Here is a 13,699-nt window from a genome sequence, read left to right as displayed (position 1 = left end):
TTTGTCATAGATTGGCATCAATTGTTTCGATGTCGCACGTGTCAATGGATACAAGCGTGTACCTGAACCACCGGCCAAAATTATTCCCTTCATCATTAAAACACTTCCTAAATTTTTAATTTTACCCTTAAAACACGCTAATAATTTTAAAAAATTATAAATAACGTTTACAGAACCTTTTTAAATACACTATATATCTAGTTAATTACTTTCTTTTTACTACTTAGTAAATAACCCAGTAGAAAAATAAACAACCAATTTAACGTAATAAAGTCCAATATCTCAAAAAAATACATGGCTATAAGTACTCCGAACATTATTACACAAATAAATCTGTAAAAATTGCTTCTTTTTGAGGAATTTAAAAAAGCCAAAATAACTTGGTATGTAACAACAACATTAACAAATAAACCATAATTATAAATGTTAGATAAATATTGATTATCTGTAGTAGAAAAATTATCTGCTACAACATGTAATGTAAGCATAAATTTATTTGCACTATTTTGCCCATGTCCTAGCACAGTCAAAAAAAAGTTTTTTATATTCAAAAAATAGTCCATAAAATATTGAGCAGTGCCAACCCTTTGAAGATAAGAATTATCAGTACCTACATCGGAAAATCTTTCAATCACAGTAGCTGCATACAAGTGTAAAAGTGTAAAAATTACGACTATTGTTAAAAAGCCTAAAACAATAGTCCAAATAACTTGCTTTAGTGAGATAAAAAATGTCCTGAAATTCTTCTTAGTATTAACATAATAAATAAGATAAAAAATGAAAGATGCCAAAAAGCCTAACCAAATAGATCTACTCATAGTCCAAATTATATTTACAAAAAAAAGAGTATTAATCACAATTTTCATGATTTTTTTTTCTCTACTGAACCATGTGATCCAAAAAGCCAATAGAAGAACAATCCCAAAAATTATTGGATGAAGAAAAAAACTTGCTACTCTGTAATTATTTTGTGAAAATTGCCAATAATATCTTGCCAAATTTCCACTCATTAAAGTATAGTTATACGCAAAAATATTGTATTTTATACTGTGTTCATAAATTCCATATATAGCACTAACTAAAACAAAATTTCTTATAAAAAATAAATTGCTCTTTAATTCCTCTTCTTTCCATGAAAATGAGTTACCAGCTAAATAACAAATGAATAAATAAAATAATTGTACACAACTATTAAATCTATCATTGCCCATGATAAGAGTTATCATCAAAATTAATGCAAATAAAAAATACGGTATTAATAATTTTCTATCATTAAACATTCGTTTATCATTCATCGAAAAGCAAAAATAAAATACGAAAAAAAAGATTCCAATTAAGTAGGCAACAGTTCCTTCAAACATTTTAATTCTAAAGATAGTACATAAGAAAAAAAGTATAGCCACAAAACAACTGTCATATTTTTTCTTTATTATTTCCATAACAATCTCCAAATATTTTTTTTACACTCTCAGTAAAACCAGACACCTGATTGTACACTTTCACTCTATACATATCAAAATTTCTAATTTCACTTGTATAATTAAAAAGCATATCCTCAACCTTGGCAGCAATTTTAGTGATATTATATTTTGACAACTCAAACTTATATTCTTCTTTTATAGGAACATCCTCAGAATTCCTAGCACTTCCAGTATTAGAAGTTATTAGATTGCAATAAGCCGTAACAGCCTCTCGAGGTAGCCTTTCTGGTCCCGGAAAATAACCAAAATCAAGATATACTTTACTCTTCATTAACAAGTTCCAAACTTCATTATGATTTAAATTCTCAATTGCAACAAATCGTACTTTATTATTTCTTTTTAAAATTTCCTTTTTTACTTTTTCAAAATATACTAAATTCATTTTTGCCGGATTATAACATACTATATCTTCTTTGAGATCTTTTAGAGTACTCAAACTGTATTCTTCTTTTGATAAATCAATTGGTCCACAGAGGTAACTCGTTTTATCGTCAGAAACTCCCTTTTTTATCAAATACTCTCTAACATATTCACAATTAAACATATGATTAACCTCAATAAGCCTTTTTACAGGATAGTATCTCCCATACTTTCCTCTTCTTAAGAGTCTAACTAAATGTTTCAAAAAAATAGCAAAGAAAAGTAATTTACTAAATTTTTTTGTGGCTATTTTATGTTTAGCCATATTTAACGGATTATTAACTAAATAGTAATCCAATGATAACCACCATATACATTTTTGAATTCTATCGTATCTTAGAAGCCAACCAGTATCGTACTCGGATGTTATTATAAGGTTTGAACTATCATCTTCTACACTCGAACCAATGTCCGCTTTACAATCACTATATAAAATCTTATCTACTTTAATAAGGTTACTATGATTCCCATAAATAATAAACACTTTAAATCCTAACTCAACAAGTTTATTTGCTAATTGATGAAAACTTCTAGGACCACCTGTTTTATAATATGGTGAGACAATATATATCTTTGAATTTGCATTTAAATTGAACACTTATATTTTATTCTCCTTTAATTTTCTTTAAAATAGCGTGGAATACACTATTACGAAGGATTTTCATAATAATTAGATACACACAAATTGAGATAGTCGAACTCAAAATCAAGCTATACAAATAATAAAGGTTAAACAAATTAGTAACATAACAAATAAATCCAACTATGAAACTACCAGTAATTACTTGTAATGTACTTAAACTAACTAATTTTATCGTAATTAATCTTCTAGAATATATAACAGAAAAAAAAGCAACTAAAGTTTCAGCCATAAAAGTCGTAAACGCTGCGCCATTGATACCCCAAATTGGAATCATAAAAAGATTTAGTAATACATTAAAAATTGCACTAGCAATTGTGATAATAAATATTTTTTCTTCTTTATTATATGGTAACAATACTGTTGTAACAAAAAAACTAGCAATTAAAGACGGTACAGTGGCTAAACTTAATATTCTCAAAGCCATAACACCGCTAAGATAGTCAGTACCAGAAATTAGTAGTATTATATTTTTGCTATTGACTATTAATAATGCAGTTAAAGGTATTGCAAAAAAAATTATTGTCTGCAATATATTATCCAACAATATATTATATTTTTTGAACAACTTGTTTCCAATAAGATGTGAAGCACTAGGAAGAATAACCGCAACCACAGCATTGAGAAATTGTTTCATTATTGTATAAATTTTGACCGATACAGTATAAACTCCTACTTCCTTATTAGTACCAAAAACACCTAACAATGTTATATCAGAACTTACGTATATAGAAATTAGCAAGCTACTAGCAAATAGAAAAAGAATTGGTTTCAAATGCTTTCGGAGGTTAATTTTTTTTACAATTTTTAGTGTTACATACTTACTTACGTGTACAAAATTGAAAATGTAACCACCACCACTAGCGACCAACAAAATAACAGCGTACATAATATAATCATTTCTAGACCTTATAAGTAAAAAAATTAAAACTATGGAAATTAGTTGAACCACCACATTTCTTACCGTAATATAATAGTAGTCTTCATATATTCCGTATACCCATTCAACACCTATTGTGGTCACAAAAATTAATAGTGATTGTATAAAAATTAATAAAAAATATATTTTAAGCCCTTGCCACCAGAGAAAGAGCGTAATTAGCAATAAAAAATAAGCGAATATAGTTGAAATTATATTAATTGTAAATATTTCATTTACAAATTTATTTAAACGTCCTTTGTCATCTCTTATTTTTGCTCCTTCACGAATTGCATAATTTGAAATACCCATAGCGGCAATTAAGGAAAAGTAACTAACAAAAGTAGTTGAAAAAGATATTTTACCATAATTATCAGGTTGAATAACCCTTGAAATATAAGGAAAAGATATCACTGAAAAAACAATCGTTGATACTTGTCGAACGACATTTAAGATGGCGTTTCTTCCAACTGATTTTTTCATATTTTTTCTCTTACTATCTTAGCTGGAACACCTGCTACTACACAATTATCGGGAATATCATGAGTAACCACTGAATGCGCTCCTATAGTTACATTTTTCCCTATGGAAACATTTGGTAGAATTATTGCATACTCCCCTATCCAAGTTCTCTCACCAATAATTACCCTACCTTTGGACTCTAAATTTCTACACGTGGGATCAATAAATTGTTCATTCTTTGATCCATCACCATGGCTATGGTCTGTAATAAATACACCACTTCCTATAAGAACACCATTTCCTATAACTATAGAATTTATTGAGCCTATATGACATCTCCCCTGTATCTTTACGTTATTACCAATAATAACTAGTGGACTAAAATGTTGTCCACTAGGCTGATAGTATTCTATCGCTTCCAATCTTGAATTTCCTCCCAAGTAGAAACCCGACCCTACGGTTATAAATTCACTTCCAACTATTTTTGTTGGGTACACAACTTTAGAATCATTTTTTAAATTTAGCACAGATACATAATATTTCTCCTTGAACAACGTTCTACACTTATAAATGTACCCATAGACTGTTGAAAAAAAAGCAGTTACGATTCTCAAAACTTTTGGCCTCCAAATCTAATTACCTGTTTCTAATGTTTCTCTGATTTCTTTATATATACTATTCCATTGCAGATTATCATCATCTAAGTACTCACCAGTCTTCATTAAAATTCCACAATCTGATTGACTACTTAATTCAACTATTTTTTTTGATAATTCTTCAATCGTAACTGTTTTTAAAGAATAAATATTAGTACTAAATTTTCCTAAATCTTTATTTGCAAAATTATTGGTAATTACTTTCAAACCAAAGGAAGCCATCTCTAAAGGTGGGTAACTAGGATGAGGTGAAGCCATTAATGAGATTCCAATTTGAGATTGCAACATCTCATTAGCATATTCTTCAATTGTCAGTTTTCCTAAAGACTTTACTTCTAAACCGGATGGACACTTTATAGTGCCAAAACTTTCACCAACAGACAAAACTTGCCATTCTCTAGCAAGTTTATTCTCTGAATACCATTTATCTAATGCCATTAAAATTAATGAGAAAACATTCCTATTTTTTGAAGGCCTTCCATATATCAATATTTGCTTTTTTCTCTTCAATTCAGTTTCATTAGCACGTAGCAATATCTTTTTTAAATCATTATTCAGTCTGGGACTAAAAAAACATTCCTTATAAAAAGAATATCCCCTTAATTTGAAAAAGTTGTATAAACTCATAGAATTAAAAACAGCAATAGTTTTATTTTTTTATTTGCATATGTACTTTCAGCTAATAAATACCTAGATGACCATGGGAAAAAACCTGCCTCATAATCTTGAATTAAATAAATTAAAGTTGGATTTTTTTAAAATTCAGAGTAAATTCGCTAAATACATTCCTGAACGCATACAAAGTATGCCACATCGTTCCAACAAAAATATCATTTTCAGAAACTGATAATACATCATCGCGCTTACTCAGATCAACAACTACTTTACTAATTTCAGAACTTCCGTTTGCCAAGGTATACTCTTTCAAAACAAGTTTTCCTCTTATTGGCTTATCCATCACAATAATTCGAATATCGCAATTCATAAATTTTGCTAAATTTGAACTAAAAGAGATTGCCGTCTTAATACCCGCAAATATATCTTCCTCATTTACAGAAGTAATTAATAGATTAAGCCTTGTGGACTTTCTTTTATAAAATTTATATTTTACATCTTCAATTTCTTTTATACTATATTCACTGAATTGTTTATTGGCCTTTAAAAGATTTTTAATTTTTTTTAACTTATTTTTAATTTTCATTTTTAATTTCCTCTGTTTTTAACCTTATTAACTCATCAATCGAATTATTCATTAATTTAATTTTATATAATTTCTTTTCTTCTGAATTCTTTTGAGATAGGTTAGTTGCAACATCTTCCACATGAAAAACTTTTATACCAGGTGTATAAACGATTTTATATCCCTTCTTTGAACAAATAAAAAAGAAAATATCCTCTTCAAAATACATAAATGTTTTATTGTAAAATAACAAATCGTTTTCTTTTATAAAATTTCTAGACATAATGTAGCATGATCCATGTAACACAACATTCACTCTTTTATTCTTTTCATACTTATTTGAGGATTTAGCAGGCCTTTTGTCCTGAAACTTATTAAAAAAAAGTTTTTTCAAGGAGCTCCTCATTTTATAAAAAGTATAGTATCTTATGAATTTATCATTTTTCCTTTTTATTTCTTTTAGTTCTTTAATTGTAAACTCTTTTTCGTGCGCTGGATTCTGGTGTTTAAAACTCGTTAACGAAATAATATCAGGTCCAAGTACATCAAAACCACTTTTCAAAAATTCATTCTCTATTTTATCAAGAATTAAATTATCATCAATGAAAATATCATTGTTAATGACAATTGCAAAATCAATTGCGAATTTTTCCTTTAAGAACCTATATCCCAGATTATTCCCAGAAGCAAAACCTAAGTTTTTTTTTGAGCAAATAACAAAAACATTTTTTTCCTTTTCCATTAATCTTCTTAACTTTTCACCACTACCATTTGGCGAAGCATTATCCACGATGACAATTTTTACTTGATTACCATTCAACTTTATATTTAAAACCTTATCTATACATTTTTTAGTTACTTCTAAATCCATATAATGCAATATAACAAATCCAAAAACCATATATTAGTACACCTCAACTATTTAAAATCATTAGAAGCTTAAAAAAAATGTTGTTGAAAAACTGAACTGGATATTTAAAACTGCTTCTTATCTTTTTTCCTTTGTCCCATCTGTATTTAAATATTATTGCATTTTTTAATTCTTTTAATTTTTTTTTTCGAATTTCTCATTTTTTTCTAGATAAGTTAACATTTCAATATTCGATAGATGCATTTTATCATAATCATTAGAGTAATTTCCATTTTTGTTAAGCTTATGTTTATATACTATCGTATCATTGATTTTAAATCTTAAACCGTCATTTTTTATTAATATCCATAAAAACCAATCATCAGATCCATTATTTTTTAGAATGTTATCCTTCCAATAGTTTGGTATAAGCTTCTTGTTTATAATACATTGCCCTGGAGAAGTGATTAAATTTCTTATTTTTAAAAATGAACTTTCCCTTAAAGATAAGGTAGCTATTTTTTCATTTTTAAATATTTTTTTCTCCTCATTTTTATACTCATACATTCCATTTCCTATAACACCAAATTCACCATCACAATCGTCTATTGATTTCACCTGAGTATAAAAATTTGATACCTCTAATTCATCATCTTGGTCCAAAAAAATTATCCAATTGTTTTCAGCATTTCTTACTCCAATAACTCTTGAATAATGAATGCCAAAATTCTTTTTATTTGCAATAACTTTATACTTAAAGTTTGCTTTCTTTAACAGTTCAACATTAACTTTTACATGTGGACTGTCATTCACTAAAATAAGTTCTAAATCAATCTCTTTATTTATCATTAAAAAATTGTCTTTAATATCATTGAAATTTTTAATAATTCCATCAAGATATCTGTTACCTTCGTAAAATGGAACTACTAGTGAAATTGCATAGCTCATTCAATACCTCCCAATCAATCTTATTATTCGCTTAAATTGACATATATTTCACTAAAAGAATTATAAAACTTCACTAATGAAAATTCAGCCTTTTGTTTTTTAAGAGAATTATAACCTAATTTTTTTCTTTGGTTTGTATTATTCAATATTTTTTTAAGTATTTCTTTTAATTTTTGACTATCTCGAGGATTGACTAGAAAGCCATTATAACCCTCTTCTACCATCTCTTTAATTCCCCCATGTCTGTAACCAATGATAGGTTTACCCGAAGCCATAGCTTCTAATACTACTGTAGGTAATGGATCTGGATTGGTACTTGGTAAAACAAAAATATCAAAAAAATTATGAATTGCATTAATATCGTTCCTAAACTCAGAAAAAACTATTCGTTCACTGAATTTTGTTTCATTTATTCTTTTTTTTAGTTTTATTACTCGCCACTCTTCTCCTTCAAATGCACTGCCAATAATAAACAAGTACAAATTTGGAAACCTACCAAGTAAATCAGTTGTTGCATCTAAAAAATCATCTTGCCCCTTCCAAGAATTTACTCTTCCAATCATTCCTACCCTAATCGAATTTCTTGATACTTTAAACTCATCGAACAAATAACCAGTTTTGATATTACTATTAAATTTTGTTGAATCAACACCATTATAAATAACTTGTATTTTATCTTTATTTACTAAATTTGATCCTAATAAATGATTTGAAACAGCCATCGAAACTGCAACACATTTATCAGCATATTTGCCAATAAAAAAACATAAAACCTTAAAAACTAGTCGTGGTTTTACTATAATTTCATGAACGTGCCATAAAAGTTTTGCTTTTAACCTTTTTTTCAGCATAATACCTTCCAAAACGGCCATTGTATTAACGTGTATTATTCCAATCTTTATACCATTCTTTTTTAAATACTCATTTATTAACCTACAAGATTTAAAATACTCTGCTATATATTTGATAATGCCACCAACATTAAAATATTTTCTTCGTAAAATAGGATATGGAATAACAGTAGTTCTAACATTGTTTTCAATAAGCTTTTCTTTTAACACTCCCTCATTTGGAAGAACAACAATTGGATTAAATTTTGTTCTGTCTAAATTGGAGACTAGTTGTAACAATACTTTATCTGCACCGTACATTTCGGCACCAGCATGAAGGTACAATATATTAATCATTCTTTACCTACCATTTCAAAAGATATTTTCATAATCACTTACTATTTTCTCCCAAGAATAATCTTGTTGTATCCTAGTCTTGGAATTTTCTGACAATTTAACCCGCTCGGGAACAGATTGCAAACTAACTTTATCAATAAGTTCTTTAAGCGAATCCTTATTTTTTCCCCAATACAGTGCTCCTCTTTCTCCAACTTCCTTATTAAAACCAACATTAAATAATAAGTTAACATCTGTACTTCCAAGTGCTTCCAAAAGAGACGGATTCGTTCCGCCTACTGAATGACCATGAATATAAGCAAAAGCATTTTCCCTAATATACTTGAGTAACTCTTGGTCATAAACCGTACCCACGAATTTTATTCTCTCATCACTTGTAAAATTAGTTTTCTCTAACAACATATCGTAAAATTTATTTTTCTCAATATTAGTGATAATCACTAAGTCTTTCTTAACATTCGAATTCATAAATTCGCTAATCATTGTTTCAAAATTGTTTTCTGGTACAAATCTTCCAACAATTAAGAAATATTCATTCGGAGTAACCTTCTTTTCTTTAAACCACTCTTTTACTTCTTCATCTTTAGCCGTCAACTCTGATTTGCTTATATCTGCACCATAAGCTATAAACGTAGTTTTGGGGTTATACTGGCTGTAATCATATTTTATATATTTCTCTATAGATTTACTATCACAAATTAGCAAATCTGCATGCTTTACCATTAATTTTTCAGAAAATTTCCAATACTTGCGTACAGGCAACGACCATTTAGCTCTTTTCCATTCATGACCATCTGGATTAACATAAATCTTAAAACCATATGCACCAAATTTTCTTTTATATCTTGCCAAAAATGGCCCAATGCGGCATGCCAATATATATATGATTCCATCTTTTAACTTATTCTTCTTTATAATATTTAGTGACCAATCCAGAGCCTTTAGGTCATATAAAATTGCCTTAGCTCCACCTATATTCGGAACTGTAATCTCCTGACATTCAGCGCCGTTATAATTATAGAGTTTAACATTTTTAGCAAATGTCATACATGCAACATGATATCTTATATTCCTGTTAACTTGACGGCTAACTAAATTATCAACAAATGTCTCAAAGCCTCCGTAATTAGCTGGAATTCCTTTTGAACCTACTATAAAAACGTCTTTCATCTCAATATAACCCACCAAATCTATATAATTGAATAACCACACAATAACACTTAATCATTTCCAAAAATATCTCTTGTATAAACCTTATCTTTAACATTTTCTAATTCAATTTCAATTCGATTAGCAATAATTACACTGGACTTTTCTTTGAAATTATCTAAATCATTATTTACTTTACTGCCAAAGAAGCTGCTTCCACTTTCTAAAGTTGGTTCATAAATGACAATTTCAACACCTTTTGCCTTTAATCTCTTCATTACACCTTGAATACTGCTTTGTCTGAAATTATCACTATTTGACTTCATTGTTAACCGATATATTCCAACAACTATCTTCTGTTTTCTTGATTTATCATAAAATCCAGCATGTTGTAGAACCTGTTCTGCAACAAAGTCCTTTCTAGTAGCATTAGAGTTTACTATTGCTTCAATCAGATTTTGCGGAACATCTTGGTAATTTGCTAATAGTTGTTTTGTATCTTTTGGTAAACAATATCCGCCATATCCAAAAGAAGGGTTGTTGTAATGATTGCCAATTCTTGGATCCAATCCAACCCCTTCGATTATTTGTTTAGTATCTAGTCCCTTAAGTTCAGCATAGGTATCAAGTTCATTGAAGTAACTCACACGCAGAGCAAGATAAGTATTAGCAAATAACTTAACGGCCTCAGCTTCAGTGGATCCCATAAATAATGTTGAGATATCTTCTTTAATTGCACCTTCTTGCAATAATGAAGCAAATTTATGCGCAGCTTTTATCAACTGTTCATCATTGTTATCCAACCCAACAACAATTCTTGAGGGGTATAGGTTGTCATACAAAGCATGACCTTCGCGTAGAAATTCTGGACTAAAAAGAATCTTATTAGATCCCACCTTTTCTCTAATTGATCTAGTGAAGCCCACCGGAATCGTTGACTTAATCACCATGTAAGCTAAAGGATTATATTCCATTACCAACTTAATAACAGCCTCCACCGCTGAAGTATCAAAATGGTTCTTCACATCATCATAGTTAGTAGGCGTTGCTATCACGACTAATTCTGCATTTTCATAAGCTTCCTTAGCATCTAATGTTGCTTTTAAATTCAAATCCTTATTCTTGAAGAACTCTTGAATTTCTTTATCAACAATCGGTGATTTTCTTTCATTAATCATTTTAACTTTTTCAGGAATAATGTCCACTGCTGTCACTTCATGATGTTGTGATAATAATGAAGCAATACTCAAGCCAACGTACCCAGTTCCTGCTACTGCTATCTTCATAAATTTTACCTTCTCTAATATGCTCCATTCGGAACTATCATTATTTTTATTGTTTTTACTATTATTGCTAAATCATATAGTAATCCGCTTTTTTGAATATATTGTAAATCTAATTCGACCATTTCATGGAATCCAACTTCATTCCTAGCGCTTACCTGCCACAACCCTGTACATCCTGGTGTGACCAGTAGGCGCTGCTTGTCGTAATCAGAATACTCCTCAACCTCATTAGGCAACGGGGGACGCGGTCCTACAAGACTCATATCACCTTTTAGAACATTGTATAATTGCGGCAATTCATCAAGACTCGTTCTCCTAAGTAACTTGCCAACCTTAGTAACACGCGGATCATTATGCAGCTTGAACATTGCCCCATCAACTTCATTCAGCTGTTTCAATTCTTCAAGCTTCTTATCAGCGTCCATGCACATAGAACGAAACTTATAGATTGAGAATAGCTTTCCATTTTTTCCCACACGCTGCTGACTATAAATAATCGTTCCGCCTTTTTCCTCATTCTTAATAGCCCCAGCAATTACTAGTAATACTGGAGATAATGCTACCAAACCACAGACACCTAGCACCATATCTATCAATCTTTTGCAGAAATGGTATAGATGACGACTCCTGAGTTTTTCTTGATCGAGTATTCGCTTATTGCTGAAACCATTCCCTCGTGAATCATCAATCACGCCTGTGACTCCCCCTTCAAATAAATTTATTAATAAAAAATCGGTCACGTTTTAATTATACACATTTTTAAGTAAATTAAAATACAAAAAAAGCATATAGACTTCACAAAATCTTCTTTTTTTACATAACAAGCCTAAAAATAGAATAATTTTAATAACATATTATTCATGTATGCGTCATCTTATACTAATGTAATACAATATTTTTTCTTGTCTTTTTTAAAATTCATTATAGATAACTTTATCTTAATACTTAGATAATTCCTCTACTTTTCCTCCTAATGTCCTTCATAGTATCCTCAATTAATTGTTCAGAAACATCTTTACCCATAATGCCTTTGAGTGCCATCTCAGTAACATAGTATATTCCCCCATCTAGTTCGCTCTTTAGCGAACTATGATCAGTATCCTGATCTGAACATGGTATACAAATATTATAAACAGATGATTGCTTAATATCATGAAATGCTTCATTGAGTTCAGCTACTAGCTTGCTCTGTCGCAACATAATATTTCCCGCTATCCGCAACTGTCTCCTAACTATTGTCTTATTAACTTTGAAGTCCATCTCTAGTGGAGCACCTAAGAATTTTTTGAATAACACCCTCATATTCCTTTTATTTTCTGTGAACATAATTCCAGCAACATTATTCATCAACAACCAGTCAGTCGAATGCTGCGTGGCTCCGGCAAGCGGAATTATGACTTGCTTACCATAGACATATGGTAACCCTCCCTGATTTTGTGCCATCACCCTTGTTCCCAGGAAGCCAATTGCCTGCTTGGCAACAAATTGATTAATTAACTTCTTAGTCTCCTTGTTAGTTCTGATAATTCCCCTGTATTTGTCAACTAAGATTGATTTACAGCCTAGTTTCTTATAATCAAGACAATTAAAAATAAATAACGTACTTTGCGGATTAATCGTTGCATTCATATCCAACTCTGAATTGAAAATAATTTCATCAAGATCTAATCCATGAAATAAAATCTTTTCATGATGCATTTGCTCCCCCCTCTACCCTATATACATTTTTGCAACCCCTTTTATATCTTGTTTACATTATAAAGTTTTTCCTAATAAATTACTATATTAATTTTGAACTATCTTTTTAATACTTTCCTCTAGGTTTCTCTAAACGTTGTTTTTGTGTACTCTGAAAATGATTTAAGGCCTTGAATCAATTCAAACTAATTGGAGTGATTCGAAAATGAATAATAAGATATCTACTTTTGCATTTAAACACCTATTAAAAGATGATAATACCAGGTTAATTCATGGAGTATTGAAAAACCTTGGTATCTCACCATCAAGGAGCGACTATCAAGACTTGTATCAGGAAGGCTGTCTACTATATGTAGAAGCATATGAGGATTTCTTTGCAACACATTCACCTGAAGACCTCGAGCTGTTTGGTCCCTATGCCTTCAGGCGAATCAAGTGGCGTCTGTTAGATCGTGTCCGCAAGGAGACAAATCATCAGGAGCACTGCAAGCCTTTAATTGCGGTTCATTCTGATGAAGCTGATGAAGATACCAGCTATCCTGATCCATTAGCCAGTAATTTCGAAGGAGAGATTCTTTCCAGCGCGTTCTTCCAAGAACTTTGGGACAAATGCACACTGCAAGAGCAAGCGTATCTTGCGAACCGTGTGGCCGGTATCAGTATCACTAAGATGTCAAAAATGGTAGGTGTGTCTAGACAGGCAATCTACAAATGGCGCGACGGAGTTATTAGGAAAGCTAAAAAGATTCTTGAGAGATGAGTTTAGTTAAATCAAAACTCCGCAACTCTTATTGTGTCTATGTAATTTAGGTTAAAGTATTCA

16 protein-coding genes are annotated in these 13,699 nt (G+C 30.2%); 1 reads left to right on the top strand and 15 read right to left on the bottom strand.

Annotated elements, in window-relative coordinates; genetic code table 11:
* From GSM_RS13850 to GSM_RS01805, 15 genes are all read right to left on the bottom strand, one after another.
* Positions 1 to 93, bottom strand: a 93-nt coding sequence (locus tag GSM_RS13850) for a sugar phosphate nucleotidyltransferase (protein WP_010077694.1), incomplete at its 3' end; no start/stop codon positions are given.
* Between the two features lie 104 nt (positions 94 to 197).
* A complete protein-coding gene (locus GSM_RS01865) occupies positions 198 to 1,439 on the bottom strand; it encodes an O-antigen ligase family protein (protein WP_010077713.1) in 1,242 nt (413 codons plus the stop codon).
* Entirely contained in the window at positions 1,414 to 2,499 is a 1,086-nt protein-coding gene (locus GSM_RS01860; RefSeq protein WP_010077712.1) for a hypothetical protein, read from the bottom strand. The genes GSM_RS01865 and GSM_RS01860 overlap by 26 nt, the downstream gene beginning before the upstream one ends.
* 7 nt (positions 2,500 to 2,506) lie before the next feature.
* A complete protein-coding gene (locus GSM_RS01855) occupies positions 2,507 to 3,943 on the bottom strand; it encodes a flippase (RefSeq protein ID WP_010077711.1) in 1,437 nt (478 codons plus the stop codon).
* Positions 3,940 to 4,536, bottom strand: a complete 597-nt coding sequence (locus GSM_RS01850) for an acyltransferase (RefSeq protein ID WP_010077710.1) — start codon at positions 4,534 to 4,536, stop codon at positions 3,940 to 3,942. The genes GSM_RS01855 and GSM_RS01850 overlap by 4 nt, the downstream gene beginning before the upstream one ends.
* 18 nt (positions 4,537 to 4,554) lie before the next feature.
* Positions 4,555 to 5,088: a rhamnosyltransferase WsaF family glycosyltransferase gene (locus tag GSM_RS14525; RefSeq protein WP_155820721.1), complete on the bottom strand. Its 534-nt coding sequence runs from the start codon at positions 5,086 to 5,088 to the stop codon at positions 4,555 to 4,557.
* A gap of 113 nt (positions 5,089 to 5,201) precedes the next feature.
* On the bottom strand, positions 5,202 to 5,309 hold the full coding sequence (locus GSM_RS15555) for a hypothetical protein (RefSeq protein ID WP_369440746.1): 108 nt from the start codon (positions 5,307 to 5,309) through the stop codon (positions 5,202 to 5,204).
* An 8-nt stretch (positions 5,310 to 5,317) separates the two neighbouring features.
* Positions 5,318 to 5,779, bottom strand: a complete 462-nt coding sequence (locus GSM_RS14520; protein WP_010077708.1) for a hypothetical protein — start codon at positions 5,777 to 5,779, stop codon at positions 5,318 to 5,320.
* Positions 5,769 to 6,659 carry a glycosyltransferase gene (locus GSM_RS01835; protein WP_010077707.1) on the bottom strand — a complete coding sequence of 297 codons (891 nt, stop codon included), beginning with the start codon at positions 6,657 to 6,659 and terminating at the stop codon, positions 5,769 to 5,771. The genes GSM_RS14520 and GSM_RS01835 overlap by 11 nt, the downstream gene beginning before the upstream one ends.
* A 144-nt stretch (positions 6,660 to 6,803) precedes the next feature.
* Positions 6,804 to 7,556, bottom strand: a complete 753-nt coding sequence (locus tag GSM_RS01830) for a glycosyltransferase (protein WP_010077706.1) — start codon at positions 7,554 to 7,556, stop codon at positions 6,804 to 6,806.
* A gap of 23 nt (positions 7,557 to 7,579) precedes the next feature.
* Complete coding sequence (locus tag GSM_RS01825; RefSeq protein ID WP_010077705.1) at positions 7,580 to 8,743, bottom strand: glycosyltransferase family 4 protein; 1,164 nt, start codon at positions 8,741 to 8,743, stop codon at positions 7,580 to 7,582.
* Between the two features lie 15 nt (positions 8,744 to 8,758).
* Positions 8,759 to 9,913: a beta 1-4 rhamnosyltransferase Cps2T gene (cps2T, locus tag GSM_RS01820; protein ID WP_010077704.1), complete on the bottom strand. Its 1,155-nt coding sequence runs from the start codon at positions 9,911 to 9,913 to the stop codon at positions 8,759 to 8,761.
* 50 nt (positions 9,914 to 9,963) lie between these two features.
* Positions 9,964 to 11,178, bottom strand: coding sequence for a nucleotide sugar dehydrogenase (locus GSM_RS01815; protein WP_010077703.1), 1,215 nt, complete (start codon positions 11,176 to 11,178; stop codon positions 9,964 to 9,966).
* 14 nt (positions 11,179 to 11,192) lie between these two features.
* Entirely contained in the window at positions 11,193 to 11,870 is a 678-nt protein-coding gene (locus GSM_RS01810; RefSeq protein ID WP_010077702.1) for a sugar transferase, read from the bottom strand.
* A gap of 253 nt (positions 11,871 to 12,123) precedes the next feature.
* Complete coding sequence (locus GSM_RS01805; protein ID WP_003688989.1) at positions 12,124 to 12,876, bottom strand: hypothetical protein; 753 nt, start codon at positions 12,874 to 12,876, stop codon at positions 12,124 to 12,126.
* Between the two features lie 205 nt (positions 12,877 to 13,081).
* Between GSM_RS01805 and GSM_RS01800 the strand changes: the two genes are divergently transcribed.
* Positions 13,082 to 13,636: a sigma-70 family RNA polymerase sigma factor gene (locus GSM_RS01800; protein ID WP_003688992.1), complete on the top strand. Its 555-nt coding sequence runs from the start codon at positions 13,082 to 13,084 to the stop codon at positions 13,634 to 13,636.
* The last annotated feature ends 63 nt before the right edge of the window (positions 13,637 to 13,699 follow it).

Source organism: Liquorilactobacillus mali KCTC 3596 = DSM 20444 (assembly GCF_000260415.1).
Lineage (GTDB): Bacteria > Bacillota > Bacilli > Lactobacillales > Lactobacillaceae > Liquorilactobacillus > Liquorilactobacillus mali.
Note: the sequence above shows the minus strand (reverse complement) of the source record. Positions and strands in the feature narration are given on the sequence as shown.

Coding starts and splice junctions, on each gene's coding strand:
- GSM_RS01865 (WP_010077713.1), bottom strand. CDS start 1,439: ATGGAAATAATAAAGAAAAAATATGACAGTTGTTTTGTGGCTATACTT.
- GSM_RS01855 (WP_010077711.1), bottom strand. CDS start 3,943: ATGAAAAAATCAGTTGGAAGAAACGCCATCTTAAATGTCGTTCGACAA.
- GSM_RS14520 (WP_010077708.1), bottom strand. CDS start 5,779: ATGAAAATTAAAAATAAGTTAAAAAAAATTAAAAATCTTTTAAAGGCC.
- GSM_RS01835 (WP_010077707.1), bottom strand. CDS start 6,659: ATGGTTTTTGGATTTGTTATATTGCATTATATGGATTTAGAAGTAACT.
- GSM_RS01830 (WP_010077706.1), bottom strand. CDS start 7,556: ATGAGCTATGCAATTTCACTAGTAGTTCCATTTTACGAAGGTAACAGA.
- GSM_RS01825 (WP_010077705.1), bottom strand. CDS start 8,743: ATGATTAATATATTGTACCTTCATGCTGGTGCCGAAATGTACGGTGCA.
- cps2T (WP_010077704.1), bottom strand. CDS start 9,913: ATGAAAGACGTTTTTATAGTAGGTTCAAAAGGAATTCCAGCTAATTAC.
- GSM_RS01815 (WP_010077703.1), bottom strand. CDS start 11,178: ATGAAGATAGCAGTAGCAGGAACTGGGTACGTTGGCTTGAGTATTGCT.
- GSM_RS01805 (WP_003688989.1), bottom strand. CDS start 12,876: ATGCATCATGAAAAGATTTTATTTCATGGATTAGATCTTGATGAAATT.
- GSM_RS01800 (WP_003688992.1), top strand. CDS start 13,082: ATGAATAATAAGATATCTACTTTTGCATTTAAACACCTATTAAAAGAT.